The organism is Variovorax sp. LjRoot130, from assembly GCF_964253755.1.
In the GTDB taxonomy this organism is placed as follows: Bacteria; Pseudomonadota; Gammaproteobacteria; order Burkholderiales; family Burkholderiaceae_C; genus Variovorax.
On sequence record NZ_CAXURM020000001.1, the window covers coordinates 5,311,098 to 5,334,772 of the forward strand.

The 23,675-nt window shown below is 68.0% G+C and carries 25 protein-coding genes; 16 read left to right on the forward strand and 9 right to left on the reverse strand.

What is annotated here, in order from left to right:
* Positions 1-94: 94 nt before the first annotated feature.
* A complete protein-coding gene (locus ACSQ86_RS26335; RefSeq protein WP_436305715.1) occupies positions 95-1,036 on the reverse strand; it encodes an alpha/beta hydrolase in 942 nt (313 codons plus the stop codon).
* A gap of 25 nt (positions 1,037-1,061) precedes the next feature.
* Positions 1,062-2,264, reverse strand: coding sequence for a formate-dependent phosphoribosylglycinamide formyltransferase (purT, locus tag ACSQ86_RS26340; RefSeq protein ID WP_436305716.1), 1,203 nt, complete (start codon positions 2,262-2,264; stop codon positions 1,062-1,064).
* A gap of 59 nt (positions 2,265-2,323) precedes the next feature.
* On the opposite strand from purT, the gene ACSQ86_RS26345 reads away from it, so the two are divergent.
* The 6 genes from ACSQ86_RS26345 to ACSQ86_RS26370 all read left to right on the forward strand — a co-directional run bounded on the left by ACSQ86_RS26345 (position 2,324) and on the right by ACSQ86_RS26370 (position 7,277).
* Positions 2,324-3,172: a 3-hydroxybutyryl-CoA dehydrogenase gene (locus tag ACSQ86_RS26345; protein ID WP_436305717.1), complete on the forward strand. Its 849-nt coding sequence runs from the start codon at positions 2,324-2,326 to the stop codon at positions 3,170-3,172.
* A 7-nt stretch (positions 3,173-3,179) separates the two neighbouring features.
* A complete protein-coding gene (locus tag ACSQ86_RS26350; protein WP_436305718.1) occupies positions 3,180-3,995 on the forward strand; it encodes a crotonase/enoyl-CoA hydratase family protein in 816 nt (271 codons plus the stop codon).
* An 89-nt stretch (positions 3,996-4,084) separates the two neighbouring features.
* Positions 4,085-4,537: a MarR family winged helix-turn-helix transcriptional regulator gene (locus ACSQ86_RS26355; RefSeq protein ID WP_093108396.1), complete on the forward strand. Its 453-nt coding sequence runs from the start codon at positions 4,085-4,087 to the stop codon at positions 4,535-4,537.
* 63 nt (positions 4,538-4,600) lie between these two features.
* Entirely contained in the window at positions 4,601-5,029 is a 429-nt protein-coding gene (locus tag ACSQ86_RS26360) for an organic hydroperoxide resistance protein (RefSeq protein WP_436294033.1), read from the forward strand.
* A gap of 96 nt (positions 5,030-5,125) precedes the next feature.
* On the forward strand, positions 5,126-6,241 hold the full coding sequence (locus tag ACSQ86_RS26365) for a DUF2855 family protein (protein ID WP_436309919.1): 1,116 nt from the start codon (positions 5,126-5,128) through the stop codon (positions 6,239-6,241).
* Positions 6,242-6,254: 13 nt separating this feature from the next.
* Positions 6,255-7,277, forward strand: a complete 1,023-nt coding sequence (locus ACSQ86_RS26370) for a serine/threonine protein kinase (protein ID WP_436305720.1) — start codon at positions 6,255-6,257, stop codon at positions 7,275-7,277.
* 16 nt (positions 7,278-7,293) lie between these two features.
* On the opposite strand, the gene ACSQ86_RS26375 is transcribed toward ACSQ86_RS26370, so the two are convergent.
* Positions 7,294-8,595, reverse strand: a complete 1,302-nt coding sequence (locus ACSQ86_RS26375) for a cytochrome P450 (protein WP_436309920.1) — start codon at positions 8,593-8,595, stop codon at positions 7,294-7,296.
* A 2-nt stretch (positions 8,596-8,597) separates the two neighbouring features.
* Positions 8,598-10,640: a molecular chaperone HtpG gene (htpG, locus tag ACSQ86_RS26380; protein ID WP_436305722.1), complete on the reverse strand. Its 2,043-nt coding sequence runs from the start codon at positions 10,638-10,640 to the stop codon at positions 8,598-8,600.
* 270 nt (positions 10,641-10,910) lie between these two features.
* Between htpG and ACSQ86_RS26385 the strand changes: the two genes are divergently transcribed.
* From ACSQ86_RS26385 to ACSQ86_RS26410, 6 genes are all read left to right on the forward strand, one after another.
* A complete protein-coding gene (locus tag ACSQ86_RS26385; protein ID WP_436305723.1) occupies positions 10,911-11,552 on the forward strand; it encodes a hypothetical protein in 642 nt (213 codons plus the stop codon).
* A 103-nt stretch (positions 11,553-11,655) separates the two neighbouring features.
* Positions 11,656-12,303, forward strand: a complete 648-nt coding sequence (locus ACSQ86_RS26390; RefSeq protein ID WP_436305724.1) for a hypothetical protein — start codon at positions 11,656-11,658, stop codon at positions 12,301-12,303.
* Entirely contained in the window at positions 12,300-12,770 is a 471-nt protein-coding gene (locus tag ACSQ86_RS26395) for a hypothetical protein (RefSeq protein WP_436305725.1), read from the forward strand. The genes ACSQ86_RS26390 and ACSQ86_RS26395 overlap by 4 nt, the downstream gene beginning before the upstream one ends.
* Positions 12,767-13,594, forward strand: coding sequence for a hypothetical protein (locus ACSQ86_RS26400; RefSeq protein ID WP_436309921.1), 828 nt, complete (start codon positions 12,767-12,769; stop codon positions 13,592-13,594). The genes ACSQ86_RS26395 and ACSQ86_RS26400 overlap by 4 nt, the downstream gene beginning before the upstream one ends.
* Complete coding sequence (locus ACSQ86_RS26405) at positions 13,591-15,708, forward strand: SdrD B-like domain-containing protein (protein ID WP_436309922.1); 2,118 nt, start codon at positions 13,591-13,593, stop codon at positions 15,706-15,708. Before ACSQ86_RS26400 ends, ACSQ86_RS26405 begins: the two co-directional genes overlap by 4 nt.
* Before the next feature lie 240 nt (positions 15,709-15,948).
* Positions 15,949-16,236, forward strand: coding sequence for a hypothetical protein (locus tag ACSQ86_RS26410; RefSeq protein WP_436305728.1), 288 nt, complete (start codon positions 15,949-15,951; stop codon positions 16,234-16,236).
* A gap of 6 nt (positions 16,237-16,242) precedes the next feature.
* Here ACSQ86_RS26410 and ACSQ86_RS26415 read toward each other — a convergent pair whose 3' ends face one another.
* From ACSQ86_RS26415 to ACSQ86_RS26435, 5 genes are all read right to left on the reverse strand, one after another.
* On the reverse strand, positions 16,243-16,581 hold the full coding sequence (locus tag ACSQ86_RS26415; protein WP_436294023.1) for a hypothetical protein: 339 nt from the start codon (positions 16,579-16,581) through the stop codon (positions 16,243-16,245).
* Positions 16,582-16,658: 77 nt separating this feature from the next.
* Entirely contained in the window at positions 16,659-16,955 is a 297-nt protein-coding gene (locus tag ACSQ86_RS26420) for an SDR family NAD(P)-dependent oxidoreductase (protein WP_436294022.1), read from the reverse strand.
* 19 nt (positions 16,956-16,974) lie between these two features.
* Positions 16,975-18,003 carry an MBL fold metallo-hydrolase gene (locus ACSQ86_RS26425; protein ID WP_436305730.1) on the reverse strand — a complete coding sequence of 343 codons (1,029 nt, stop codon included), beginning with the start codon at positions 18,001-18,003 and terminating at the stop codon, positions 16,975-16,977.
* 66 nt (positions 18,004-18,069) lie between these two features.
* On the reverse strand, positions 18,070-18,441 hold the full coding sequence (locus ACSQ86_RS26430; protein WP_436306362.1) for a DUF4148 domain-containing protein: 372 nt from the start codon (positions 18,439-18,441) through the stop codon (positions 18,070-18,072).
* 214 nt (positions 18,442-18,655) lie between these two features.
* Entirely contained in the window at positions 18,656-19,609 is a 954-nt protein-coding gene (locus ACSQ86_RS26435; RefSeq protein ID WP_436305731.1) for a LysR substrate-binding domain-containing protein, read from the reverse strand.
* A gap of 99 nt (positions 19,610-19,708) precedes the next feature.
* Here ACSQ86_RS26435 and ACSQ86_RS26440 point away from each other — a divergent pair, with 99 nt between their 5' ends.
* From ACSQ86_RS26440 to ACSQ86_RS26455, 4 genes are read left to right on the forward strand one after another with little or no spacing between them, the layout of a single operon-like run.
* Positions 19,709-20,086, forward strand: a complete 378-nt coding sequence (locus ACSQ86_RS26440) for a c-type cytochrome (protein WP_436309923.1) — start codon at positions 19,709-19,711, stop codon at positions 20,084-20,086.
* 16 nt (positions 20,087-20,102) lie between these two features.
* Entirely contained in the window at positions 20,103-20,945 is an 843-nt protein-coding gene (locus ACSQ86_RS26445; protein ID WP_436309924.1) for an SDR family oxidoreductase, read from the forward strand.
* A complete protein-coding gene (locus ACSQ86_RS26450) occupies positions 20,942-21,415 on the forward strand; it encodes a (2Fe-2S)-binding protein (RefSeq protein ID WP_436305734.1) in 474 nt (157 codons plus the stop codon). Before ACSQ86_RS26445 ends, ACSQ86_RS26450 begins: the two co-directional genes overlap by 4 nt.
* Positions 21,416-21,425: 10 nt before the next feature.
* Positions 21,426-23,672: a molybdopterin cofactor-binding domain-containing protein gene (locus ACSQ86_RS26455; protein ID WP_436309925.1), complete on the forward strand. Its 2,247-nt coding sequence runs from the start codon at positions 21,426-21,428 to the stop codon at positions 23,670-23,672.
* Positions 23,673-23,675 lie beyond the last annotated feature (3 nt).

Sequence of the window (23,675 nt, forward strand, 5' to 3'; positions counted from 1 at the left end):
GTAGCGGCGCCGCAGCGGCGCGGCGATGTCGAGGTGCGGGGACTTTCCCTACATGCGCCCTGACTTCGACAAGCTCAGTCCGAACGGTTCCTGGTCATGCCGCCAGCGCCCGCCGCAGTTCGCCGGCGCACAGCGCCACCGCCGCGTTCGCCTCGTCGAGCAGCCGGCCCATGGTGATGAAGCCATGGATCTGGCGCTCGAAGCAGACGTAGACCGCGCGGTTGCCGGCCGCAGTCAGCGCCCGCGCGTAGTCCAGCCCCTCGTCGCGCAGCGGGTCGTAGCCGGCGGTGAGCACCAGCGCCGGCGGCAGGCGCGACAGGTCGGTGTGCAAGAGCGGCGAGGCGCGCCAGTCGAGGTCGTGCTGCGGGTCGGTGATGTAGTGGTCGTGGAAATACTTGATCGTGTCGCTGGTCAGCACATAGCCCTGACCGTTGCTGGTGTGCGAAGGGTGCACGCAGCGCATGTCGGTTGCCGGGTAGATCAGCAACTGGAAGGCGATGGGCAGATCGCCCGCATCGCGCGCCGCGATCGCCACCACCGCCGCGAGGTTGCCCCCGGCGCTGTCGCCGCCGACCGCGAGGCGATTCGCGTCCACGCCGAGCGAATCCGCTTCCTTGCGCACCCAGTAGGTGGCGGCGAGCACGTCGTCCACCGCGGCCGGGAAGCGATGCTCCGGGCCCATGCGGTAGTCGACTGCGATCACCGCGCAGCCCGAGAGGTTGGCAAGCTCGCGGCACAGCGTGTCGTGGGTGTCGAGGTCGCCGATGGTCCAGCCGCCGCCGTGGTAGTAGACCAGCACCGGCACCGAGGCGCCGGCCGTGCTGCCCAGTGGACGGTAGAGCCGCAATGGGATCGCGCCGTGCGGGCCGGGCGCGCTGAGCTCGCGCACCTCCTCCACTTCGCCGGGCTCCGGCTGCGTGACCGCGCGCCGTTCGCGGTAGAACTTGCGCGCATCGGTCGGCGTCAGCGTGTGGGTCGGCGGCACGCCGCGCTGCACCAGCAGGTCGATGAAGGCTTGGGCTTGGGGATGCAGCATGGCGGACTCCTGGAAGGGCCGGAACTCAGGCCTTGCGCGGCTTGACGCGCGAAGCGGCTTCCTTCGCGTTGCGGCGCGCCGTCTCCACATCCGCCGCATGCGCCAGCGCCACGCCCATGCGCCGCTTGACGAAACTTTCGGGCTTGCCGAACAGGCGCACCTCGCTGCCCGGCACCTGCAGCGCGTGGGCCACGCCTTCGAAGGCAATGCCGGTCGCGTCCACGCCGCCATAGATCACCGCGCTGGCGCCCGGGCTCTTGAGCGCGGTGTCCACCGGCAGGCCCAGGATGGCGCGCGCATGCAGCTCGAACTCGTTCTGCCACTGGGTCGCCATGGTCACCATGCCGGTGTCGTGCGGCCGCGGGCTGACTTCGCTGAACCAGACCTCCTCGCCCTTCACGAACAGCTCGACGCCGAAGAGCCCCTGGCCGCCGAGGTCGGCCGTCACCGCCTGCGCGATCTGCTGCGCTTTTTGCAGCGCAGCCGGCGCCATCGGATGCGGCTGCCAGCTCTCGACGTAGTCGCCGCTCACCTGCACGTGGCCGATGGGTTCGCAGAACTGCGTCTGGACCCGGCCTGCCGCGTCGAGCGCGCGCACGGTCAGGAGCGTGATCTCGTAGTCGAAATCGATGAAACCCTCGACGATCACGCGGCCGTGGCTCACGCGGCCGCCGGCCATCGCGTAGTCCCAGGCCTTCTGCACGTCGGCCGGGCCGTCGATCTTGCTCTGGCCCTTGCCCGAGCTGCTCATCACCGGCTTGACGATGCACGGATAACCGATGCCGGCGTCGATCGCCGCCTGCAACTCGGCCAGCGAATCGCAGAACTTGTAGGGGCTGGTCGGCACACCCAGCGTTTCGGCGGCGAGGCGGCGGATGCCCTCGCGGTCCATCGTGAGGCGCGCCGCGCGCGCGGTCGGGATCACGCGCACCGTGCCCGCGTCTTCCAGCTGCTGCAGCATGGGCGTGGCGATGGCCTCGATCTCGGGCACCACGAGCTGCGGCTTCTCGGCTTCGATCAGCGCCTTCAGCTGATCGGGGTCGCTCATCGTGATGGTGCGCGCATGGTGCGCCACCTGCTGGCCGGGCGCGTTCTCATAGCGGTCGACGGCGATGGTCTCCACGCCGAGGCGCTGGAGCGCGATCAGCACCTCCTTGCCGAGTTCGCCTGAGCCGAGCAGCATCACGCGGGTTGCAGAGGGGGAAAGAGGGGTTCCAAGGGTCGTCATGGTGACGACTTTAAATCACGGGCTGACCCACAATGGCGGATTTTCAAGGAGCATTCGAAATGGCGATTCAGACGGTCGGGATCATCGGCGCGGGGACGATGGGCAACGGTATCGCGCAGGCCTGCGCGGTCGCAGGCGTGAAGGTGGTGATGGTCGACATCGCGCAAGCCGCGGTCGACAAGGGTCTCGCCACCGTGGCCGGCAGCCTGGACCGCCTGATCAAGAAAGACAAGCTCACGGCCGCCCAGAAGGATGCGGCGCTGGCGCTGATCAAGGGCTCGACGAACTACGAGGACCTGAAGGCCGCGGAGCTGGTGATCGAGGCCGCGACCGAGAACCACGAACTCAAGCTCAAGATCCTGAAGCAGATCGACGCCATGCTGGCGCCGGAGGCCATCATCGCCTCCAACACCTCGTCGATCTCGATCACCCAGCTGGCAGCGGCGACCTCGCGGCCCGACCGCTTCATCGGCATGCACTTCTTCAACCCGGTGCCGATGATGGCGCTGGTGGAGATCATCCGCGGCTACCTCACCAGCGACGCCACGCACGATGCGGTGAAGGCGCTGGCCGAGCGGCTGGGCAAGTCGCCGATCACCGTGAAGAACGCGCCGGGCTTCGTGGTCAACCGCATCCTGGTGCCGATGATCAACGAGGCCTTCTTCGTGCTGGCCGAAGGCATTGCGAGCGCGGAAGACATCGACGCCGGCATGAAGCTCGGCTGCAACCAGCCCATCGGTCCGCTGGCGCTGGCCGACATGATCGGGCTCGACGTCTGCCTGGCGGTGATGGAGGTGTACCTCGAGCAGTTCGGCGATTCGAAGTACCGGCCCTGCCCGCTCTTGAAGGAGATGGTCGCGGCAGGCCAGCTCGGCCGCAAGACGGGTCGCGGCGTCTACACCTACTGAGCCCGCCATGACCGCCATCCCCACCACGCCCCCGCCCGAAGGCTGCATCGACACACAGGTGCTCGACCACGTGCTCTTGATCGGCATCAACCGCCCCGCCAAGCGCAACGGCTGGACGCCGCGCATGTTCCGCGAGCTGGCCGAGGCCTATACGCGGCTCGACGACGACCCGGCCCTGCGCGTGGGCGTGCTGCATGCCTTCGGCGATCACTTCACGGCCGGGCTCGACCTGCCGGCCGTGGCCGAGTACATGAAGCGCGGCGAGAAGGCGATTCCCGAGGGCCTGGTGGAGCCGCACGACTTCGGCCTGCCCGGCTACCGCCGCCGCGAGAAGCCGATGGTGGTCGCGGTCAAGGGCATCTGCTTCACGGTCGGCATCGAGCTGATGCTGGGCGCCGACATCGTGGTGGCGGCCGACAACTGCCGCTTCTCGCAGATGGAGGTGCAGCGCGGCATCATGGCCACCGGCGGCGCCACGCTGCGCATGGCCGAGCGCGCCGGCCTGGGCAATGCGATGCTGCATCTGCTCACGGCCGACGAGTTCGACAGCGCCGAGGCTTATCGCCTGCATTTCGTGCAGAAGGTGGTACCGGCCGGGCAGGAGCTGGACGAGGCGCTGCGCATCGCCCAACGCATCGCGGCCCAGGCGCCGCTCGCGGTGGTCGCGACCCGGCTCAACGTGATGAAGGCGATCGAACAGGGGCCGCTCGCGGCGGTGGCGGATTTCATTCCGGTCCAGCAACGGCTCGCCAACAGCGAGGACGCGGCCGAGGGCGTGCGCTCCTTCGTCGAGCGGCGGCCGGCGCGTTTCAGCGGGCGCTGAGCACGGCGGCGCAGGATGCCGCCTTTTCCGGCAACATGCGCTTACCATTTAGATTGCACACAATTCAATTGACAGCTACAATTCTGCCCATGCCTTCCACGCCCTCCGCCGACGACATGCTGCGGCTCGACAACCAGCTCTGCTTTGCGGTCTATTCCGCCTCGTTGGCGATGACCAAGCTGTACAAGCCACTGCTCGACAAGCTCAAGCTCACCTATCCCCAGTATCTTGTGATGCTGGTGTTGTGGGAGCGTGACGGTCTCATGGTGTCGGAGCTGGGCGAGCGGCTCTCGCTCGATTCGGGCACGCTGACGCCGCTCCTGAAGCGCCTCGAAGCCAACGGCCTGGTGGCGCGCATCCGCGACGTGGCCGACGAGCGGCGCGTGCACGTCAGTCTCACGGCCGCCGGCCGCAAGCTCAAGGCGCGTGCGGCGAGCGTTCCGGCCTGCCTGATGGCCGCCTCCCAGTGCTCGGTCGAGGAGCTGGTGGCGCTCACGCAGCAGATCCAGCAACTGAGGGATCGCGTCAAGGCCGCCGCATAGGTTTTCCCCCGCTTCGGCCCACCGAAGCATTTTTTCTCCCCCAACCAACCTGAAGGAATCACCATGGCCACGAAGCTCGACAAAGTCCTGTACACCGCCCAGTCCCACACCACCGGCGGCCGCGACGGCGGCGCCGGCAAGTCCAGCGATGACGCGCTCGACGTCAAACTGAATCCGCCCGGCTCCGGCAAGCCCGGCACCAACCCCGAGCAGTTGTTCGCGGTCGGCTACTCGGCCTGCTTTATCGGCGCGATGAAGGCCGTGGCGCCCAAGATCAACGTCAAGGTGCCGGAAGACGTGGCGGTGGACGCCAGCGTTTCGCTCGGCCCGATCAACGAGGGCAAGGCCTACGGCATCGCGGTCAAGCTGGCGATCACGCTGCCGGGCCTCGACGACGCGCAGAAGAAGCTCCTGGTCGACACCGCCCACCAGGTGTGCCCGTACTCGAACGCCACGCGCGGCAACATCGACGTCGAACTCTCGATCGTCTGATCGCTCCCGTCGGAACTGCGGCCGGCGTCACGCAGGTGACGCCGGCCGCAGCTTTAGACATGACAGGCGTCATGCGCCTGCGCTAAGGTGGTTTCCATGAACACCACCACCCTCCTGATCCGCAAGGACGATCTCTCTGCCACTCGCGTGCGCGCCGACGACGACGCGCCCCTGGCCGACGGCCAGGTCCGGGTGCGCATCGACAGCTTCGCCCTCACCTCCAACAACATCACCTACGCCGCCTTCGGCGAGTCGATGAACTACTGGCAGTTCTTCCCGACCGGTGAAGAGGGCTGGGGCTCGATCCCGGTCTGGGGTTTCGGCTCGGTGGTGCAGTCGCTGCACCCGGGTGTCGCGGTGGGCGAGCGGCTCTACGGCTATGTGCCGATGGCATCAAGCGTGGTGCTGACCCCCGAGCGACTGTCTGCCGCCCGCTTCACCGACGGCGCGCCGCACCGCGCGGCGCTGCCGGCCGTCTACAACCAGTACTTCCGCGCCGCGAGCGATCCGCTCTACAGCGCCGACACGGAAGACCTGCAGGCCCTGCTGCGGCCGCTGTTCATCACCTCCTGGCTGATCGACGACTTCTTCGAGGACAACGATTTCTTCGGCGCCAGGCCGGGCATCGCCCTGCTTTCGAGCGCGTCGAGCAAGACGGCCTACGGCACCGCCTTCCAGATGCATCAGCGCCCCGGCATCGAGGTGATCGGCCTCACCTCCTCTGCCAACAAGGCTTTCTGCGAAAGCCTGGGCTGCTACCACCGCGTGCTGGCCTACGAGGAGCTCGACCAGGTCGCGGCCGACGCGCCCTGCGTCTACGTGGACTTCGCGGGCAACGGCGAACTGCGGCGCGCCATCCACACGCGCTTTACCCAGTTGAAGTACAGCTGCTCGATCGGCGGCACGCACGTCGAGCAGCTGGCCGCGAGCGGCAGCGGCAAGGACCTGTCCGGCGTGCGCGCGACGCTGTTCTTCGCGCCGGCCCAGATCAAGAAGCGCACCGGGGAATGGGGCGGCGACGAATTCGGACGGCGGATGGTCGAGGCCTGGCGCAATTTCATCGCGCAGGTGACCCGGCCCGCCACGCCGTGGCTCGTCGTCCAGCACCACGAGGGGCCCGAAGCGGTGCAGGCCGCTTACGCGCAGGTGCTGTCGGGCCGCGGCGATCCGCGCACCGGGCACATCTTGTCGCTTTCCAGGGCTTCGAGCTAGCGACAATGGGCGGATGACCTCATCCGCCGAGAAAGCCAGCGCCCATCCCTACGAAAGCCTCACGCCCGACGTGGTGCTGGACGCGCTCGCCGGGCTCGACCTGCATGGCGACGGCCGGCTCATGGCGCTGAACTCCTACGAGAACCGCGTCTACCAGGTGTACCTGGAGGACCGCAGCGCGGTGGTGGTCAAGTTCTACCGGCCCGGCCGCTGGAGCGATGAACAGATCGCCGAAGAGCACGCCTTCTCCACCGAGCTCACGGCCGCCGAGGTGCCGGCCGTCGCGCCGCTCGAGTTGCAGGGCGCCACGCTGCACCACCACGGCGGCTTCGCCTTCAGCGTCAGCCCCTACCGCGGCGGGCGCGGGCCCGAGCTCGACGACTTCGAGGTGCTCGAATGGGTGGGCCGCTTCCTGGCGCGCATCCACACGGTCGGCGCCGCGCGGCCCTTCGAAGTGCGGCCGGCGCTGGACCTGCAGAGCTTCGGCATCGCCTCGCGCGACTGGCTGCTGGGCCACGAGATGATCCCGCTCGACGTGCAGCGCGACTGGGAGAAGGCCTGCAACACCGCCTTCGAGATGATCGAGGGCACCGCGCTGGGAACGGCCGCCGATACCGACCTGAAGAAGCTCCGCCTGCATGGCGACGTGCACCCCGGCAACATCCTCTGGACCCCGACCGACCGTCCCGACGGCGGCCCGCACTTCGTCGACCTCGACGACGCGCGCACCGGCTTCGCGGTGCAGGACTTGTGGATGCTGCTGTCGGGCGAGCGCCCGCAGCGCACCGCGCAGCTGAGCGGCCTGCTCGAGGGCTACGAGCAGTTCCGCGAATTCGACCGCCGCGAGCTGGCGCTGATCGAGCCGCTGCGCACGCTGCGCCAGATCCACTACAGCGCCTGGCTCGCACGGCGCTGGCGCGACCCGATCTTCCCGATCAACTTCCCCTGGTTCGGCTCGAGCGACTACTGGAAGGAGCAGATCCAGATGCTGCAGGACCAGTGCGAGGCGATGGCGGAGGAGCCGCTGTACGCCTGAAAGCGCGCCGACGCGATCAGGACTCGATCGGCAGCCCCAGGCTCAGCGGCACATGCAGGTAGCCGCGAAAGCGCGCACGGCCGCCACGCACCACCGGCCCGCAGAGCCCGTAGTCGGGAAAGCGCGCCAGGAAGGCCGCGATCGCGACCCGGCCCTCGAGCCGCGCGAGGTTCATGCCCACGCACTGGTGCGTGCCCGAGCCGAAGGCCAGATGCCGGTTCGGCGAGCGCGTGATGTCGAGCCGATCGGGCGCATCGAACACCGCCGGATCGCGGTTCGCCGCGCCGATGGCGAGCGTGATCTGCGTGCCGGCCGGCACCTCGATGCCGCCGACCTTGGCGGCGACGGTCGTGATGCGATTGCCCAGCTGGTTGGAGCTCTCGAAGCGCAGGAATTCTTCGATCGCGCTTCGGATGAGCGAGGGGTCATCCAGCAGACGATGCTTCTCCTCGGGCCATTCGAGCAGCGCAACCAGGCCGTTGCCGATCAGGTTGGTCGTGGTCTCGTGGCCGGCGTTGAGGATGAAGATGCAGTTCTGGTAGAGCTCGTTCTCGCTCAACTTGTCCTGTCCTGAGCCTGTCGAAGGAGCCTGTCCTGAGCCTGTCGAAGGGTCCTCCTCGCCCTGGATCAACCGCGTGAGCACGTCGTGCGCCGGATCGCCGGGATGGCGCCGCCGCTCGGCCACCAGCGCGCGCAGATAGGCCACCATCTCGGTCACGGCGCGGTTGCCGGCTTCCATCTGCGCCTCGGTCAGCCGCGGCTCCAGCGCGCCGAGGATCGCGAGCGACCAGTTGCGCAGCGGCTCGCGCTCGTCGCGCGGCACGCCCAGCAGGTTGCCGATGATCTCCACCGGAATCGCGGCCGCGAAGTCCTCGATCAGGTCGACCTCGCCGCCGGCGCGCTGCCGCTCTTCCATGCGGTCGAGCAGGCCGTTCACCAGGTGCACGAGCCCATCCTCCAGCGACTCGATGGCCTTGGGCGTCAACGCACCGGCGATCAGCCGGCGCACGCGCGTGTGCAGCGGCGGGTCGTTGAACACCAGGCTGGTCGTGTGATGCGCGTAGAGCGGACTGCCGGCGCCGTACTTGGGCGCGTACTCGGCGCGCTTGTCGGAGCTGAAGGTGTGCGTGTCCTTGTAGACCGCCACGCAGTCGGCATGCCGCGTCAGCAGCAGCGAACCGTCGGGCATGCGCCGCACCGGCGTCGATTCGCGCAGCGCGGCGTACCAGGGATAGGGGTTCTCGTAGAAGGCCGGGCCGAGGCTGCGCAAGTCGAAGCCCGACAGGTCGGGCGCTTGCGAGGACTCGGCCGGGCTCATGACTACACCAGCAAAGCGTTGACGCGCCGCACGTACGCGGCCGGGTCGGCCGGCAAGCCGCCCTCGGCCAGGAGCGCCTGGTCGAACAGGATGTTGGCCAGGTCCTCGAAGTGCTCGGAGCCATCGAGCTTCTTGACCAGCGGGTGCTCGGCATTCACTTCCAGCACCGGCTTGAGTTCCGGCGCCGGCTGGCCGGCCTGCTTGAGCATGCGCGCGAGCTGGGTGCTCATGCCGCCGTCCTGAACCACCAGGCAGGCCGGCGAATCGACCAGGCGCGTGGTCACGCGCACGTCTTCGGCCTTGTCCTTGAGGGTCAGCTTGAGCCGTTCCAGCATCGGCTTGAAGGATTCGGCCGCCTCTTCCGCAGCCTTCTTCTCGGCCTCGTCCTGCAGCTTGCCGAGGTCGACCGCGCCCTTGGCCACGCTCTGCAGCGTCGTGCCATCGAACTCGGTGAGGTAGTTGAGCGCCCACTCGTCGACGCGGTCGGTCATCAACAGCACCTCGATGCCCTTCTTCTTGAAGATCTCGAGCTGCGGGCTGTTCTTGGCCGCGGCCGGGGTGTCGGCCGTGATGTAGTAGATCGCTTCCTGGCCTTCCTTCATGCGCGACTTGTAGTCCGCGAAGCTGACGCTCACGGTGTCGCTGGTGCTCGATGCGAAGCGCAGCAGCTTGGCGATGCGCTCGCGGTTGCCGAAGTCTTCGCCCAGGCCTTCCTTGAGCACGGCGCCGAACTCGGCGTAGAACTTGGCGTACTTGCCCGATTCGTCGCTGTACTCGGCCGCGGCTTCGGCGGCCAGCGTGGTGTCCGCGTCCTTCTTGTCGACCGCATCGGTCACACCCTCGCCCGGCTCGGGCGCCGGCACGCTCTCGCCGGAGCCGACATCGAGCTTGCCCTCGTGGCTCTGGCCGGCCGCCTTCTGCTTTTTCGCTAGGTCCTCCAGCATGCCGAGCACGCGCTTGGTGCTGCCTTCGCGGATCGCCTTCACGTCGCGGCTTTCCTGCAGCAGTTCGCGGCTCACGTTGAGCGGCAGGTCGGCCGAATCGATCACGCCCTTGACGAAGCGCAGGTAGCTCGGCAGCAGCGCCTCGGCGTCGTCCATGATGAAGACGCGCTTGACGTAGAGCTTGACGCCCGCGCTCTTCTCGCGGTTCCACAGGTCCATCGGCGCCTTGGACGGCATGTAGAGCAGCTGCGTGTACTCGGTCGTGCCCTCGACGCGGTTGTGGCTCCAGGCGAGCGGTGGCTCGAAGTCGTGGCTGATGTTCTTGTAGAACTCGACGTACTGCTCTTCGCTGATGTCCTTCTTCGGCCGGCTCCACAGCGCATTGGCCTGGTTGACCGGCTCCCATTCGCCGGTCTTGACCATCTGGCCGCCCTTGTTCTCCTCACCCTCCTTCCATTCCTCCTTCTCCATCAGGATGGGCAGCGAGATGTGGTCGGAGTACTTGGAGATGATGGACTTGAGCTTCCACAGGTTCAGGTATTCCTCGGCATCCTCGCGCAGATGCAGCGTCACGCTGGTGCCGCGCTGTGCTCGCGCGATGGTGTCGACTTCGAAATCGCCAGCGCCTGCGCTGACCCAGCGCACGCCTTCCTCGGCGGGCAGGCCCGCGCGGCGCGACTCGACCGTGATCTTGTCGGCCACGATGAAGCCCGAGTAGAAGCCCACGCCGAACTGCCCGATGAGCTGGGCATCGGCCTTCTGGTCGCCCGAGAGCTTGCTCATGAACTCCCGGGTGCCGCTCTTGGCGATGGTGCCCAGGTGGTCGATGGCCTCCTGCTGCGAGAGGCCGATGCCGTTGTCGGCAATCGTGATCGTCTTGGCTTCCTTGTCGAAGGAAACGCGCACATCCAGCGTGGGCTGGTCTTCATACAGGGCCGACTGGTCGATGGCCTCGAAACGCAGCTTGTCGCAGGCATCCGACGCGTTCGAGATCAGCTCCCTCAGGAAGATTTCCTTGTTGGAGTAGAGCGAATGTGTGACCAGGTGAAGCAGTTGCGCGACTTCGGCCTGGAACGGGAGTTTGGTCTTGGAAAGGGTCATGGCACGAGAAGAAAAAGGACGGTCGCCTCAGGCGAATCGACAACTTTACAAGACCCCGCCGCGGCGAGCCATCCGAAAGAAATGCCCGGCTCCGCAGATGGAATGCTGCACGGTGCGTGGCAAAGGCACGACAGACCCCAAAGTACTACATCGTAACTATTTAACGAAAGTTCTCTTCTCGTTATTCATGAGAACTAAATAGCGCCCGAACTTGTAGGCCATCGCCTACATTTCACCCGGCACCGAAACCAACCACTTACTCCACCGCTCATGAAAAAACTTATTCTGGTCACCGCGCTTGCCGCCATCGCTCCCCTGGCCGCGCAAGCCGAATCGAACTTCGTCACCGGCTCGGGCGCCCAGAGCGCCGCCGCGAAGCTCGACTTCAAGGTCGTCGTTCCGAAGGTGCTCTTCCTGCAAGTCGGTACCGGCACCAATCTCGCCAACAACGCGACCGTGGACAACGTCACCTTCGACGTGCCGGCAGGCGCTATCGGCAACGGCACTGCCGTGGCCGGCACCGGCGGCGACCTGGCCGGCGGCGGCGTCACGGTGCGTGTGCTCGGCAACAGCGGCACCGTCAGCCTGACCAACGCGACCACGGGCCAACTGAGCAGCGGCGTCGCCGGCAACCCGACCGTGCCGTGGGCCGACATCGTCGTGACCGCAGGTGCACTGGCAACGACCACCGCCGGCTACACCAACGCGGCCATCGCCCACCCGCCGTTCAACGACGCAGCCGGCGGCGGCGCGTCGGCGACGGCCACCACGCTGGCCGCCTCGGCAGGCCTCGTGCGCCGCGAAGGCAGCTGGACCTTCGCCTATGCCAACACGGCTACGCTGCCGGCCGGCACCTACGGCGACACCGTGGGCAACAACGGCCGCGTGACCTACACCGCGACCGCGCCCTGATCGCCAACACGACTGTCCGGGACGCGCGGCTTTCGAGACGCGATGAAGGAAGGCAGGCCCGTCCTGCCTAAGCCGTCTAGGAAAAAGCCGCATGGAACCTTGGTTGTCACCACCTTCCCGCGCCCGGCGCGCCGCGCTGGCGCTTGCCGTGCTGGGCGGCGTCTGGCTGCCTGCGGCACACGGCTTCACGATCGGCATCACACCCGGCACCCGCGCGCTTTTTCTTCAGGTGGGCGCCGGCACCATGTCGGGCGGCAATTTCAGAACCGGCGGCACGCCCGGCAACAACACGACCGTCAACTCCGTGTCGGTCACCGTTCCGGCGGGCCAACTGGGCTCGGGCACGGCCCAGGCCATGACGACCGACAGCACCGTCACGATCAGTCCATGGGACGGCTTCGCGTTCTGCAATTCACCGGCCACCACGGGGCAGGTGTACGTGGGCGGCTTCTATCGCATGCCGGGTTCGAGCACCGCCGGCGCGGCGACCCTGTCCGTCACCACGCCGGCGAGCCTGACCGATGGCGGCAACACGATCCCCTTCAATAGCATCGCGTGGACCTCTTCGGGCAACGGCGACACGGGAACAACGATCCCCAGCGCCACCTTCGCGGGCGGCGCCCAGACCTTGCTGTCGGTCACCCGCAACACCTGGTTCGAAAGCTGCCTGGCCTTCCGCTACCTCAACACCCAGCTGGTCCCCGCCGGCACCTTCACCGGCAGAGCGACCTACACGCTCACCGCGCCATGAAGGCCCGCGCTTCGCTTGCCATGCTGGCCGGCCTGCTGGCCCTGGCCACGCCGCCGACGGCCGGCGCCGCGACCTTTCGGGTCGACGACACGGGCACCTACGTGAGCCAGCCGGTCACACCGATGCGCTGGCGCCAGCTGGCACCCGGCCGCGCGGGCGACCACACGATCGAAGGCCGCGTGGCCGTGGCGCTGCGGCTCAACCTGTCGCCCTGGCTCAACCGGCCGGCGCGCATCTACATGTCGCTGGCACCGACCGAGGGCGAGCAGCTGATCGCCACGTGGCGCACGCAGGGCCGGCTGCTTCCGGGCACGGTCCGCGGCGGCAGCCGCACGCTGGTGTTCGAAGGCGTGGCACGCGACGCTTTTCTGCAGGAAAGCATCGTGCTCGATCTCACCGCCGATGGCCGGACGGTGGAGCGCGCGCAATCCCTGCAATTCTTCTTTGAGATCGAGGTATCGCCGTGACGCGCCGTGCCGCACTTTTCCGCCGCGTGCACTCCGCGGCCTTTCTGCTTGCGACCGGCATTGCCGCCCTGACGACCGGCGCGCCGGTGCAGGCACAGTTTTCGCTCGCCGTATCGCCGCCGCGTTTCGAACTGTCGGCGAAGCCCGGCGAACGGGTGCGCGAGGTGATCGAGCTCACGCACCGCGACACGCGCGCCGGCGCCTACAAGCTCAAGACCACCGACTGGACCTTCAGGCCCGACGCCTCGGTCGACTTCAGCGACGAGCTGCTGTCGGGCAGCTGCCGGCCCTGGGTCGCGATCGAGCGCCGCGAACTCAGCATCACGCCCGGACGCCCCTACCGCTTCCGCTTCGAAGTGACGCCGCCGGCCGGCACGCCGCCGACGGAATGCCGCTTCGCGGTGATGATCGAAGGCCAGCAGCCCGCGGCGGCACCGGGCGTTCCGGTTGCACTGGGGGCGCGCATCGGCGTCATCGTCTATGTCGCCGTGGGTGACGTGGCGCCGGTGCTGGAGCTCGCAGGCAGCTCGGTCCAGACGGTCGACGGCCAGGCCACGCCGATGCTCAAGATCCGCAACACCGGCACCGCCCACGGCCGGCTGGCCGGCTTCCTCTCCGGTACCGATGCAAGCGGCACGGCCTTGGAGCTGCAGGCCAGCACCACCCCCATCATGGCCGGCGAGACACGCGACATCGCGCTCGTGGCCAACAAGCCCGGCGACACCGAAACGGCCGTCGCCGTGCGCTTCCCGATCACGATCACCGGCAAGCTGGAGTGGGGCAAGAACGGCTCGATGCCGATCCATCAACGCTTCGCCCCATGAGACGCTGGCTCCGATGCAGCGCCCTCGGACTGTGCGGCGCGGGCCACGCGCTGGCCGGCGCGCCGGCATGGGCACAGGCCGCGCCCGCTGCCACGGTGGTGCAGCCCGAGGCGGCCGGCTATGCCGACCGCGTGCTGGACGACAGCCAGCAAGCCGAGCCGGCCGATGAGCCCCAGGTCCGCGACACGGGCTGGCCGCGCGGCTGGAGCATCGAAGGCCAGTCGACCCAGCAGAGCGGCATCGTGCGCCAGCGCAGCCAGTCGCTGTTGTTCTCCGGCTACCTCGACACGCCCGACTACGGCACCTTTTCGGCCAATGCGAACCTCAACCGCGACGCCGCGCCGGTGAACGGCCTCGGCCTGGTGGGCACCACCGGCACGCCGTATAGCGTGGTGCCCTACAGCTACCGCACCGGCAGCACCTGGCGCATCGACCAGCGCGGCATGCCTTTCGACGGCGGCTGGTTCGGCAACAACAGCGTCGGCAACATCAACATGGCGGCGACGCCGCTGGCGCGCGGCGTCGGCCGCGTCTACCTGCCCAGCCTGCCGATCGAGGGCGTTGCCGCCAGCCTGGAGCAGCCGGGCAGGACCACCTTCAATGCCTCGGCCGGCCGGCTCGGCTTTTTCGACGGGCTCTCCTTCCAGGGTTTCTCGGCCAACCAGGGCACGGCCACGAGCGCCGGCGCCCAGACGCAGCTGACCGGCGGCAACGGCCCGCTCGCGCTGGGCCGCACCGATGCAGCCGTCCAGCTGATCGAGACGCGCGACTTCAACGCCAACGGCGTGCCCGGCTTTGCCCAGAATACACGCTCGCTCTGGACCGCCGTGTCCTGGCAGGGCCTGGCGCCCTGGGCCGATTCGCTAGGAACCGGCTTCGGCGGCGTCGCCGACAAGGTGGGCGGCCTGCGCGTCCAGGCCAATCTGGCGCAAAGTTCCGGCCGGCCTTCGGACGCGTCCTCCTTCGCCCCGCGCGATTCGGCCACCGGCGCTTGGGTCGATGCCGCCTGGCGCACGAAGCTGATGCAACAGGCCGCCTCGGTGTTCTATTTCGAGCCCTCGCTGCGCTGGGGCGGCGATTCGCTGCCGAGCGATCTGCGCGGCGCCTCGTGGCGCGGCGACATCTCGACGCGCCAATGGCAGCTCGGCACCAACCTCGAAGTGAGCGACAGCGTGAGCGGCCTGCGGCGCAGCTCGGTGTTCGGCAACCTGTTCGGCCGCTATCGCTTCGACTCGCGCGACGCGCTCTCGGCCACCCTCGCCGCGCGCACCGGCACTTTCGCCGCGCAGTCGGCCCAGCTGACCTGGGAGCACAAGTCCGACTGGGGCTACACGCAATGGCGCACCGACGCGGCGCACGGCACCGGTCTGCGCGTGCTGCGCACCGGCGTCGACCATGCCTGGAGCGTGAGCGAGACGCAGACCCTCTCGACCTCGCTGGCGGTCGAGGAGTCGCGCGAGATCGGCCTCAGCAAGCGCACGGTCCACTGGGGCGTGCTCGGCACCACGCCCCTGGTCGCCGGCGCCCGGCTCGACCTGAGCCTGCGCGGCAGCAACGGCATCGGCGGCAACGACTCGCGCTTCCTGAGCGCCAATGCGCGCCTGACCTGGCCGCTCGGCCTGGGCTGGTCCTTCATCGCCCAGTACACGGCGGCGCGCGGGCAGGAGTCGCTCAATCCGGCGGTGGTCTCGGCGCTGACGGCGGCGACGCTGCAGCCGGTGCTCGTCACGCCTTACAGCAGAACCTTCATGGTGGCGCTGCGCTACGAGAACCGGGCCGGCCTGGCCAGCGCGCCCATCGGCGGCGCACCCGGTGCCGGCGCGGGCCGGCTCGAAGGCCATGTGTTCTTCGACCAGGACAACAACGGCCGGCGCGAAGCGAACGAGGGCGGCGTAGCCAACGTGACGGTGGTGCTCGACCGCCGCTACGTGGCGCGTACCGACGCCCAGGGCTTCTACAGCTTCCCGTCGGTGGCGGCCGGCAGCCACGAGATCGAACTGATCCAGGACAACCTGCCGCTGCCCTGGAGCAGCGCGGGCTCGCCTTCGCGCCGCGTCGACGTGTACGTGCGCGACACCGCCTCGGCGGACTTGCCCGTGCAGAAAGAGCGCTGAAGCGCGGCCTTTGTCTCGCGGCGGCGCGTTGCGCACGCGTCCTACGACTTAAGTCGGTTGCGCTGCGCCGCGGCAGGGTATTTACTGGCCGGCAACGGAGGCCACGGATCCCGCCGACCCTTCATTTTTCCGTGACTCCGCCGATATCCAAAGGACCGGTCGTCGATGCGACGCCTGCCTGTCCTGTTTTTTCTTGGGTGCCGCCATATGTACGGAAGCGCGTTCTCAACGGGGGTTTGCATGAAAAGCGCCCTCACCGCCCTGCTGCTGCTGCCGCTGGCCTGCACAGCCGAGACCACGCTCGGCGTGAACAGCGCGACCGGAGGCCTGAACTTCACGGTGATCATTCCGCCCGTGTTCCGCGTGCTGCAGGTGACGCCGGTGACGGACGGGTACGAGTACCGCGTCTGGACCAACAGGCCCAGCGTGATGCTCAACGGCCGCGAATACCGGTTCCACCGCGTCGGCGAGACAACGCTGAAGATTCCGACGCCGCCGCAGGGCCTGTTGCTGGTTCACGGCCTCTGAGCGGGCTCAGTGGCTGCTGCCCGAGGGCGGCATCGGCGAGGTCGACTGGCCCGGCAGCTCGGTGCCGCTCGCATGGGAAGCGGCGAGCGCGCCGGCATAGACCTCGGTCTCGGACACCTTGGAGCTCATCGCCGGCGCAGCCGTCGACTGGCCCTCGACCTCGGTGCCGGCCGGATGCGCGGCCGCCACCGCGCCGGCCTGCACCTCGGCGCTCGGCGGCGAGTTCATCATGAGCGGGTGGTAGTCGGAACCGTCGGTGATCTCCTGCGCCTGCGCGAATGCAGCGCCGAAGGATGCGAGCGCGGCGACCGCGGCGAGCGCCATCCAGCGTGTGGAAGCATGCATGGTTGTCTCCTCGACAAGGATGGGCCGATCGCGCCGCGGGCGCGACATGCGCCGCGACGGATCGTCCATCGAGGACTCTAGGAAGCCACGCTTAGGACAAGCTGACCTCGCTCGACGAAGGCCTTGAGCTCTTCTTCCCTCAGCATGTCGGCGCGCACGCAGAGCGCCTCGCCGCCGGCCGCCCGGATGGCGGCCTCGACCTCGGGGCCCAGCGCTTCGCCGCGGCCGCAGAAGAGCACGCGGCCGCCTTCGACCGCGAAAGCGGCCCCCACGGCGCGGCCGATGCCCGAGGCGGCGCCGGCCACGACGATCAGCTTGCCTTCGAAACGGCCCGCGCGGCCGATCGTGCTGCGATCCCAGTTCGCTTGCGACATGGCTTGGCTTCTCGTGTCCTCAGTCGACCCGCGCCCACCAGGCGGTCACCACCGACGGCGCCTTCATGTCGACCGCCTGCCCGATCTGGGGTGTCATCAGGTCCACGCCGCGCGCCGCGGCGAGGGTGGCGATGCGCGCCAGCGGGTCGTGCCAGTCGTGCAGCGCCAGATCGAAGGTGCCGTTGTGCACCGGCAGCAGGCGCTTGCCGCGCAAGTCCAGATGGGCCTGCAAAGTCTCTTCGGGCTGCATGTGGACGCCGGACCATTGGCGGTCGTAGGCGCCGCACTCGATCAGCGTGACGTCGAAGGGCCCGTACTTCTCGCCGATCGCCTTGAAGCCGTCGAAGTAGCCGGTGTCGCCGCTGAAGAAGAGCCTGAACGATTCCGACTGGATGACCCACGAGGCCCACAGCGTGGGGTTGTCGCTGAACAGGCTGCGCCCCGAGAAATGCTGCGCCGGCGTCGCGACGAAGCGGATGCCGTCCACCGTGGTGGATTGCCACCAGTCCAGCTGCCGGACCTTGGCCGGATCCACGCCCCATTCGACGAGCAGGTCGCCGACGCCCAGCGGCGCCAGGAAGTGATCGACTCTTGCCGCCAGCTGCAGGATCGCGGCACGGTCCAGATGGTCGTAGTGGTCGTGCGACAGCACCACGCCCCTGATCGGCGGCAGCCCGTCGATCGAAATCGGCGGCGCATGAAAGCGCTTCGGCCCGGCCCACTGTACCGGCGAGGCGCGCTCGGAGAACACGGGGTCGGTCAACCAGAAGGCGCCTTGCAGCTTCATGAGCACGGTCGAGTGCCCGAGGCGCACCAGCGTCTGGTCAGGCGCGGCCAGCAGCTGCTCGCGCGTAAGGCTGGCCACGGGCAAGGGCGCGGCAGGCGAGGCCTCGGCCGGCTTGTCGAACATGAAGCGCCAGAGGACCCTGGGCATCTCGCGCCAGCCGACGGTCTGGGGCGTCACGGGGTTGCGAAAACTGCCGTCGCGGAACTGCGGCGATTCGGGATAGCGGGCGGTCCCGCAGGCGCTCAATCCGAGGGTGGTCATGAAGGCAATCAGAATGAAAAGCAGCGCGGCCGCAAGCGGCCGCGTTCGGTGGACGGGCGGCGCCAATCAGAGCCTGCTCGCGCCGGCCGCGGTGCGCCGGTCCATCGGATTGCGCATCGTCGAGATCACCTTGCTGTTCACGCGCGAACCGGAGGACACGTTCTGGTCCGGCGCGTAGGCTGCGCGCATCGCTTCCTGGGCCACGGCGGAACGGTCGGCGACCGCCTTGAAGGGTTCCGCGCCGCGCGAGCCGCGCACCACGTTCTGATTGGGCGCGACGGCGCTGCGAACCGCTTCCGCGTCCACATCGGCGCGGCTCAGGGCCGACACGTGGCTGTGCACGCCGTCATAGCTTTCGGCCTGGGCGGCGACCGAGCCCAGCGCGGCAAGGGCGCTGAAAGTGGTGACGGCGAGAAACTTCAGGGAGGCTGCTTGCATGGTGATGAACTCCAAGACTGGGATGACCGGCAGGTCTCGCGCCGCATGCGACATGCATCGCGGCTGACCTGGGCTTCACTCTAGGCAGGCAGATTGAGCCGATCGTTAGCGAAGAGTTAGGCGAGAGTTAGGCGAGTCCACCCCACCACCGCTTCAGCCGGCGCAGCAGCTGAGCCGGGCGCTCGCCTTTGCCGACACCGGCAAGTTGGTCGAGTTAGTGCGCGCGCTGCATGCTCAATGCCGCCTTGAGCGCGGCAAGATTGTGTTCCGTGCAGGACGTGCGCCGGCTGACGTACTCGATCAGCGCCTTCAGTTTCGAAGGCTGGTCGTGCCTGCTGGGGTAGTACAGGTAAAAGCCAGGGAACGTCGGCGAGAACGAAGTCAATACGCGCTTCAGGCGCTTGGCTCGGATGTAGGGCCGCGCCAGCTGCTCGAAGGTGTAGGCCAATCCGACGCCTTCGAGCGCAGCTTCCAGGCCGAACATCGTGTCGCTGATGGTGAGGTTGCCCGTGATCTCGTAGTCCACCGGGCGACCGTCCACCTCGAATTCCCATTTGTAGATTGCACCTGTGGCCGCAAAGCGAAAGCGCACGCAGTTGTGACGCACAAGGTCATTCGGATGACGAGGCGCGGGAATCCGCCGCAGGTACTCCGGTGACGCAACCACCGCGACGGCGACCGGTCCGCCGATGGGCACTGCGACCATGTCCCGGTGGATGCTCTCGCCAAAACGGATTCCAGCGTCGAAACCTTTCTCGACGATGTCTACGAAGCCCTCATCGTTGGTGAGTTCAAGCTGAACGTAGGGGTGCTCTTGGAGGAAGCCGGCCAGTATGGGTTGCAGGACCAGCGCGGTGGAAATCCGCGCGGCGTTCAGGCGCAATGTGCCGGCAGGCCGCCCCTGAAGGACGTGCAGTTCCTCCCCCGCATCGATGACTTGACCGAGGGCGGGGCCGATCCGGGCGAGGTAGGCCTGGCCGGCTTCAGTCAGGCTGACGCTTCGCGTGGTCCGATTCAGCAGGCGCACGCCCAACCGTGTCTCCAGCTGCCGGATAGCCTGGCTCAGGGCAGAAGGTGATACCTCCAGGTCCGCAGCAGCAGCGGTGAACCCGCGATGTTCTGCCACTTTCCAGAACGCCATCAATCCATCCAGTTGGCTGAGTTTCATACCTTGAAGCTTAGCTTCACAAGGAATTCAGCATTGACCACTTTTTCTTTTTTATGCCAGCTCCTAGAGTCGACCCACCCCATAGAGGATGAAACAGAAATGACGCAAGACTGGAAACAGCAACGCAGCACTGACCACGGCACGGCCACCCACGGTTCCTTGGCGGCCTCTCTCGTTGTGGTTCTGGGTATCTGTGTGAGCGTCGCGTGGCCGACCCGCGTAGTGGCCAGCCAGGCGCTGGCGCAGAAGTACGCGTGCGTCGCATGCCACCAGCCCACGGCCAAAGCGGTTGGCCCATCCTGGAAAGACATCGGGGCACGGTACGGCGAGGGAAAAGGAACTGCCGCACAGCTGGCTGCAAGCATCAAGGCCGGCAGCTCGGGAAAGTGGGGCGCAATGCCCATGCCGGCGCAAGCCCAGATCCCCGATGCCGATCTGCAGTCGCTTGCGCAATGGGCGCTCGACGGCGCCAAGTAATCACAAGGAACACATCATGCGCAAAGTCTGGTTCATCACCGGTGCGGGAAGCGGTATCGGTGCCGGCACTGTCAAGGCCGCATTGACGGCCGGTGATCGCGTCGTCGCCACCGGCAGGAACATGCAGAAACTGCGCAATGCCCTGCGCGACGTTGCGAGCGACGACCTGGAGATTCTCCAGCTGGACGTCTCCGATGAGGCGCAAGCATCGACTGCCGTCGACCAGGCGGTGAAAAGGTTCGGCCGCATCGACGTGGTGCTGAACAATGCCGGCTACAGCCTGCTTGGCAACTTCGAGGAGCTGAGCACGCAAGACATCGAGCGCCAGTTCGCAACCAATTTCTGGGGCGTGAGCAACGTGATGCGGGCAGCGCTGCCGGTCATGCGCAAGCAGCGCTCCGGTCACATCATCAACATGAGTTCCGTTGCCGGCGTTGTCGGGCTGAAGCACTGCAGCGCATACGGCGCGAGCAAGTTCGCCGTCGAGGGCCTTTCACTTGCGGTGGCCGAGGAAGTCGAGAAGTTCGGGATCAAGGTCACGGCTGTAGAGCCGGGCTTCTTCCGCACGGACCTGCTGGACGCGGCCAATGTCAAATGGCCGAGCGGCCGCATCGACGACTACGCTGCCGCGGAGCAAGGCGCCCAGGAGATGTGGTCCCCCTACGCTGGCCAGCAGCCGGGCGATCCCGAGAAGCTCGGCCAAGTCCTGGTGAAGCTCTCGGGCATGGCGATTCCGCCGCGGTTGTTCGTGGCGGGGGGTGACGCGATAGCAGTGGTTGCGCCGGCCGTGGAGGCTCGACTGAAGGCAGTGCACGCCCTCGAGGACCTTTCCACGTCGACCGACGGGAGCTTCCAATGAGCGCGCTCAACATCAACGGCCGTGAGCGCACGGTCGACGCCGACCCCGGCACCCCCATCCTCTGGGCCCTGCGCGACACGCTGGGCATGACCGGCACCAAGTTCGGTTGCGGCGCCGCGCTGTGCGGCGCCTGCACCGTGCATCTGGATGGCCAGGCCATCCGGTCGTGCGTCACGCCCATTTCCGCCGCCGAGGGCAAGAAGATCACCACCATCGAAGCAACGACCGATGGCAGCGACCGGGTCGGCGCAGCGGTACACACCGCATGGGTCAAGCACGACGTGGCGCAGTGCGGCTACTGCCAGAGCGGCCAGATCATGAGCGCGACGGCCTTCCTCAAATCGCTGCCTCGGGGCAAGCAGCCCAGCGCTGCGGAGATCGATTCGGCCATGGCCGGCAACATCTGCCGCTGCGGCACCTACGCCCGCATCCGCGCCGCGGTGGCCGATGCCGCCAAAACCCTCGCCTGAAGGAGGCGCCATGTTGCCCAACATCGACTATCGCGAACTGCCACGCGCCATGCAGCGCCTGATGGCCGTAGGCCCGGCCGACGAAGCCGCCACGCTGCCTCGCCGCAGCTTCCTGAAGCTGGCCGGTGCCGGCGGCCTGGCGCTCGGCGCCTTTCCTCACCTGGCAACGGCGCAGGCCAACGGCGCCGGCCAGGCGGCCAGCGCCCTCAAGCCGACGCAGCAGCCCTCGGCCTTCGTGCAGATCGCACCCAGCGGCGAAGTCACGGTGACCATCAACCGGCTGGAGTTCGGCCAGGGTGTGCAGACCGGCTTGCCGATGATCCTGGCCGAGGAACTGGATGCGGACTGGCGCCTGGTGCGCAGCCGCAACGGCTCGAACGACGCCGCCTACCTCGACCCGGCCTTCGGCATTCACCTCACCGGCGGCTCGAATTCGATCAAGAACAGCTTCACGCAGTACCGCGAGCTCGGTGCGCGCGCCCGGGCCATGCTGCTGGCGGCGGCGGCGGCGCGCTGGAACGTCGACGCGGCCACGCTGCGCACGCAGGCCGGCACGGTGCTGGGCCCGGGTGGCCGCAGGCTGGGCTACGGCGAGCTGGCCGAAGCGGCCATGGCCCTGCCGGTGCCCGAGAAGGTCACGCTGAAGGACCCCAAGGACTTCCGCCTCATCGGCCGCCCCACCACGCGCCTGGACGCGCGCGCCAAGAGCAGCGGGCGCCAAGACTTCGGCATCGACGTCAAGCATCCCGGCCAGCTCACGGCGGTCGTCGCCCATCCGCCGGTGTTCGGCGCCCGCCTGGCCTCGGTGGACGACAGCGCGGCGCGTGCCGTCAAGGGTGTGAAGGCCGTGCTGCGCGTGCCGCTGGACCGCGGTGCCGAAGGCGTGGCCGTGGTGGCCGACGGCTACTGGCCAGCCAAGCTGGGGCGCGACGCGCTGAAGCTGCAGTGGGACACGGCCGCCGTCGAGAAGGTGGACAGCGAAAAGCAACTGGCCCAGTACCGCGAGCTGGCGGCTCAGCCCGGTCCGCGCAAGTTCGACGCCGACATGGCGCCGCTGGCCACGGCGCCCCGGCAACTGGAAGCCGAGTTCGTGTTTCCCTACCTGGCCCATGCGCCCATGGAGCCGCTGAACTGCACCGTCAAGCTGTCCGAAGGGCGCGCCGAGGTGTGGACCGGCTCCCAGTGCCCCGGTCTGGACGCTGCCGCGGTCGCGCGCGTGCTGGGCCTCAAGCCCGAGCAGGTGGCAGTGCATGTGCAGACGGCGGGCGGCGGCTTCGGCCGGCGTTTCTCGAGCACGAGCGACTTCGTGGTCGAGGCCTGCGAGATCGCCAAGGCGGCACGCGCCGCCGGCCTGAACGTGCCGGTGCGCCTGCTGTGGAGCCGCGAGGACGACATCAAGGGCGGCTACTACCGCCCTATGCACCTGCACCGCGCACGCATCGGCTTCGACGAGCGCGGCAAAGTGCTGGCCTGGGACCACGTCATCGTCGGCCAGTCCATCACCACGGGCTCGGTGTTCGAGCCCTTCCAGGTGAAGAACGGCATCGACGCCACGGCCACGGAGGGCATGCGCGATCCCTACGCGCTGCCGATGCGGCTGACCGTGCATCACCCCAAGCTCAACGTGCCGGTGCTGTGGTGGCGCAGCGTGGGTTCCACCCACACCGCCTTCGTGATGGAGACCTTGATCGACGAGATCGCCCGCAGCACCCAGCAGGACCCGGTGGCCTACCGGATGCAGCTGTTCGGCGACAAACACCCGCGGCACCGCGCCGCGCTGCAACTGGCGGTGGACCAGAGCGGCTACGGCAAGAAGCAGCTGCCGGCCGGCCGGGCCTGGGGCGTGGCAGTGCACGAGTCCTTCAAGTCCGTGGTGGCCTACGTGGCGGAAGCCTCTGTACGCGACGGCCAGCCGGTGCTGCACCGGGTCACCGCCGGCGTGCACTGCAACCTGGCAGTGAACCCGCGCAGCGTGGAGGCGCAGGTGCAGGGCGCGGCGGCCATGGGTCTGTCGATATGCCTGCCCGGCGGCGCCATCACATTGAAGGAGGGCGTTGTGCAGCAGAGCAATTTCGGCGATTTCACCGTGGCCCGCATCACCCACATGCCGGAGTTCGATGTCCACATCGTGCCCAGCGCTGAGCCGCCCACCGGCATGGGCGAGCCCGGCCTGCCGCCGCTGGCCCCCGCGTTCGCCAATGCCGTTGCGCGACTGACCGGCAAGCCGCTGCGCCAGTTGCCTTTCGACCTGGCGTGACCG

Coding starts and splice junctions, on each gene's coding strand:
- ACSQ86_RS26395 (WP_436305725.1), top strand. CDS start 12,300: ATGAAGGCCCGCGCTTCGCTTGCCATGCTGGCCGGCCTGCTGGCCCTG.
- ACSQ86_RS26445 (WP_436309924.1), top strand. CDS start 20,103: ATGCGCAAAGTCTGGTTCATCACCGGTGCGGGAAGCGGTATCGGTGCC.
- ACSQ86_RS26405 (WP_436309922.1), top strand. CDS start 13,591: ATGAGACGCTGGCTCCGATGCAGCGCCCTCGGACTGTGCGGCGCGGGC.
- ACSQ86_RS26365 (WP_436309919.1), top strand. CDS start 5,126: ATGAACACCACCACCCTCCTGATCCGCAAGGACGATCTCTCTGCCACT.
- purT (WP_436305716.1), bottom strand. CDS start 2,264: ATGACGACCCTTGGAACCCCTCTTTCCCCCTCTGCAACCCGCGTGATG.
- ACSQ86_RS26415 (WP_436294023.1), bottom strand. CDS start 16,581: ATGCATGCTTCCACACGCTGGATGGCGCTCGCCGCGGTCGCCGCGCTC.
- ACSQ86_RS26385 (WP_436305723.1), top strand. CDS start 10,911: ATGAAAAAACTTATTCTGGTCACCGCGCTTGCCGCCATCGCTCCCCTG.
- ACSQ86_RS26455 (WP_436309925.1), top strand. CDS start 21,426: ATGTTGCCCAACATCGACTATCGCGAACTGCCACGCGCCATGCAGCGC.
- ACSQ86_RS26410 (WP_436305728.1), top strand. CDS start 15,949: ATGAAAAGCGCCCTCACCGCCCTGCTGCTGCTGCCGCTGGCCTGCACA.
- ACSQ86_RS26420 (WP_436294022.1), bottom strand. CDS start 16,955: ATGTCGCAAGCGAACTGGGATCGCAGCACGATCGGCCGCGCGGGCCGT.
- ACSQ86_RS26425 (WP_436305730.1), bottom strand. CDS start 18,003: ATGACCACCCTCGGATTGAGCGCCTGCGGGACCGCCCGCTATCCCGAA.
- ACSQ86_RS26355 (WP_093108396.1), top strand. CDS start 4,085: ATGCCTTCCACGCCCTCCGCCGACGACATGCTGCGGCTCGACAACCAG.
- ACSQ86_RS26375 (WP_436309920.1), bottom strand. CDS start 8,595: ATGAGCCCGGCCGAGTCCTCGCAAGCGCCCGACCTGTCGGGCTTCGAC.
- ACSQ86_RS26345 (WP_436305717.1), top strand. CDS start 2,324: ATGGCGATTCAGACGGTCGGGATCATCGGCGCGGGGACGATGGGCAAC.
- ACSQ86_RS26450 (WP_436305734.1), top strand. CDS start 20,942: ATGAGCGCGCTCAACATCAACGGCCGTGAGCGCACGGTCGACGCCGAC.
- ACSQ86_RS26430 (WP_436306362.1), bottom strand. CDS start 18,441: ATGCAAGCAGCCTCCCTGAAGTTTCTCGCCGTCACCACTTTCAGCGCC.
- ACSQ86_RS26350 (WP_436305718.1), top strand. CDS start 3,180: ATGACCGCCATCCCCACCACGCCCCCGCCCGAAGGCTGCATCGACACA.
- ACSQ86_RS26335 (WP_436305715.1), bottom strand. CDS start 1,036: ATGCTGCATCCCCAAGCCCAAGCCTTCATCGACCTGCTGGTGCAGCGC.
- ACSQ86_RS26370 (WP_436305720.1), top strand. CDS start 6,255: ATGACCTCATCCGCCGAGAAAGCCAGCGCCCATCCCTACGAAAGCCTC.
- ACSQ86_RS26360 (WP_436294033.1), top strand. CDS start 4,601: ATGGCCACGAAGCTCGACAAAGTCCTGTACACCGCCCAGTCCCACACC.
- ACSQ86_RS26435 (WP_436305731.1), bottom strand. CDS start 19,609: ATGAAACTCAGCCAACTGGATGGATTGATGGCGTTCTGGAAAGTGGCA.
- ACSQ86_RS26440 (WP_436309923.1), top strand. CDS start 19,709: ATGACGCAAGACTGGAAACAGCAACGCAGCACTGACCACGGCACGGCC.
- htpG (WP_436305722.1), bottom strand. CDS start 10,640: ATGACCCTTTCCAAGACCAAACTCCCGTTCCAGGCCGAAGTCGCGCAA.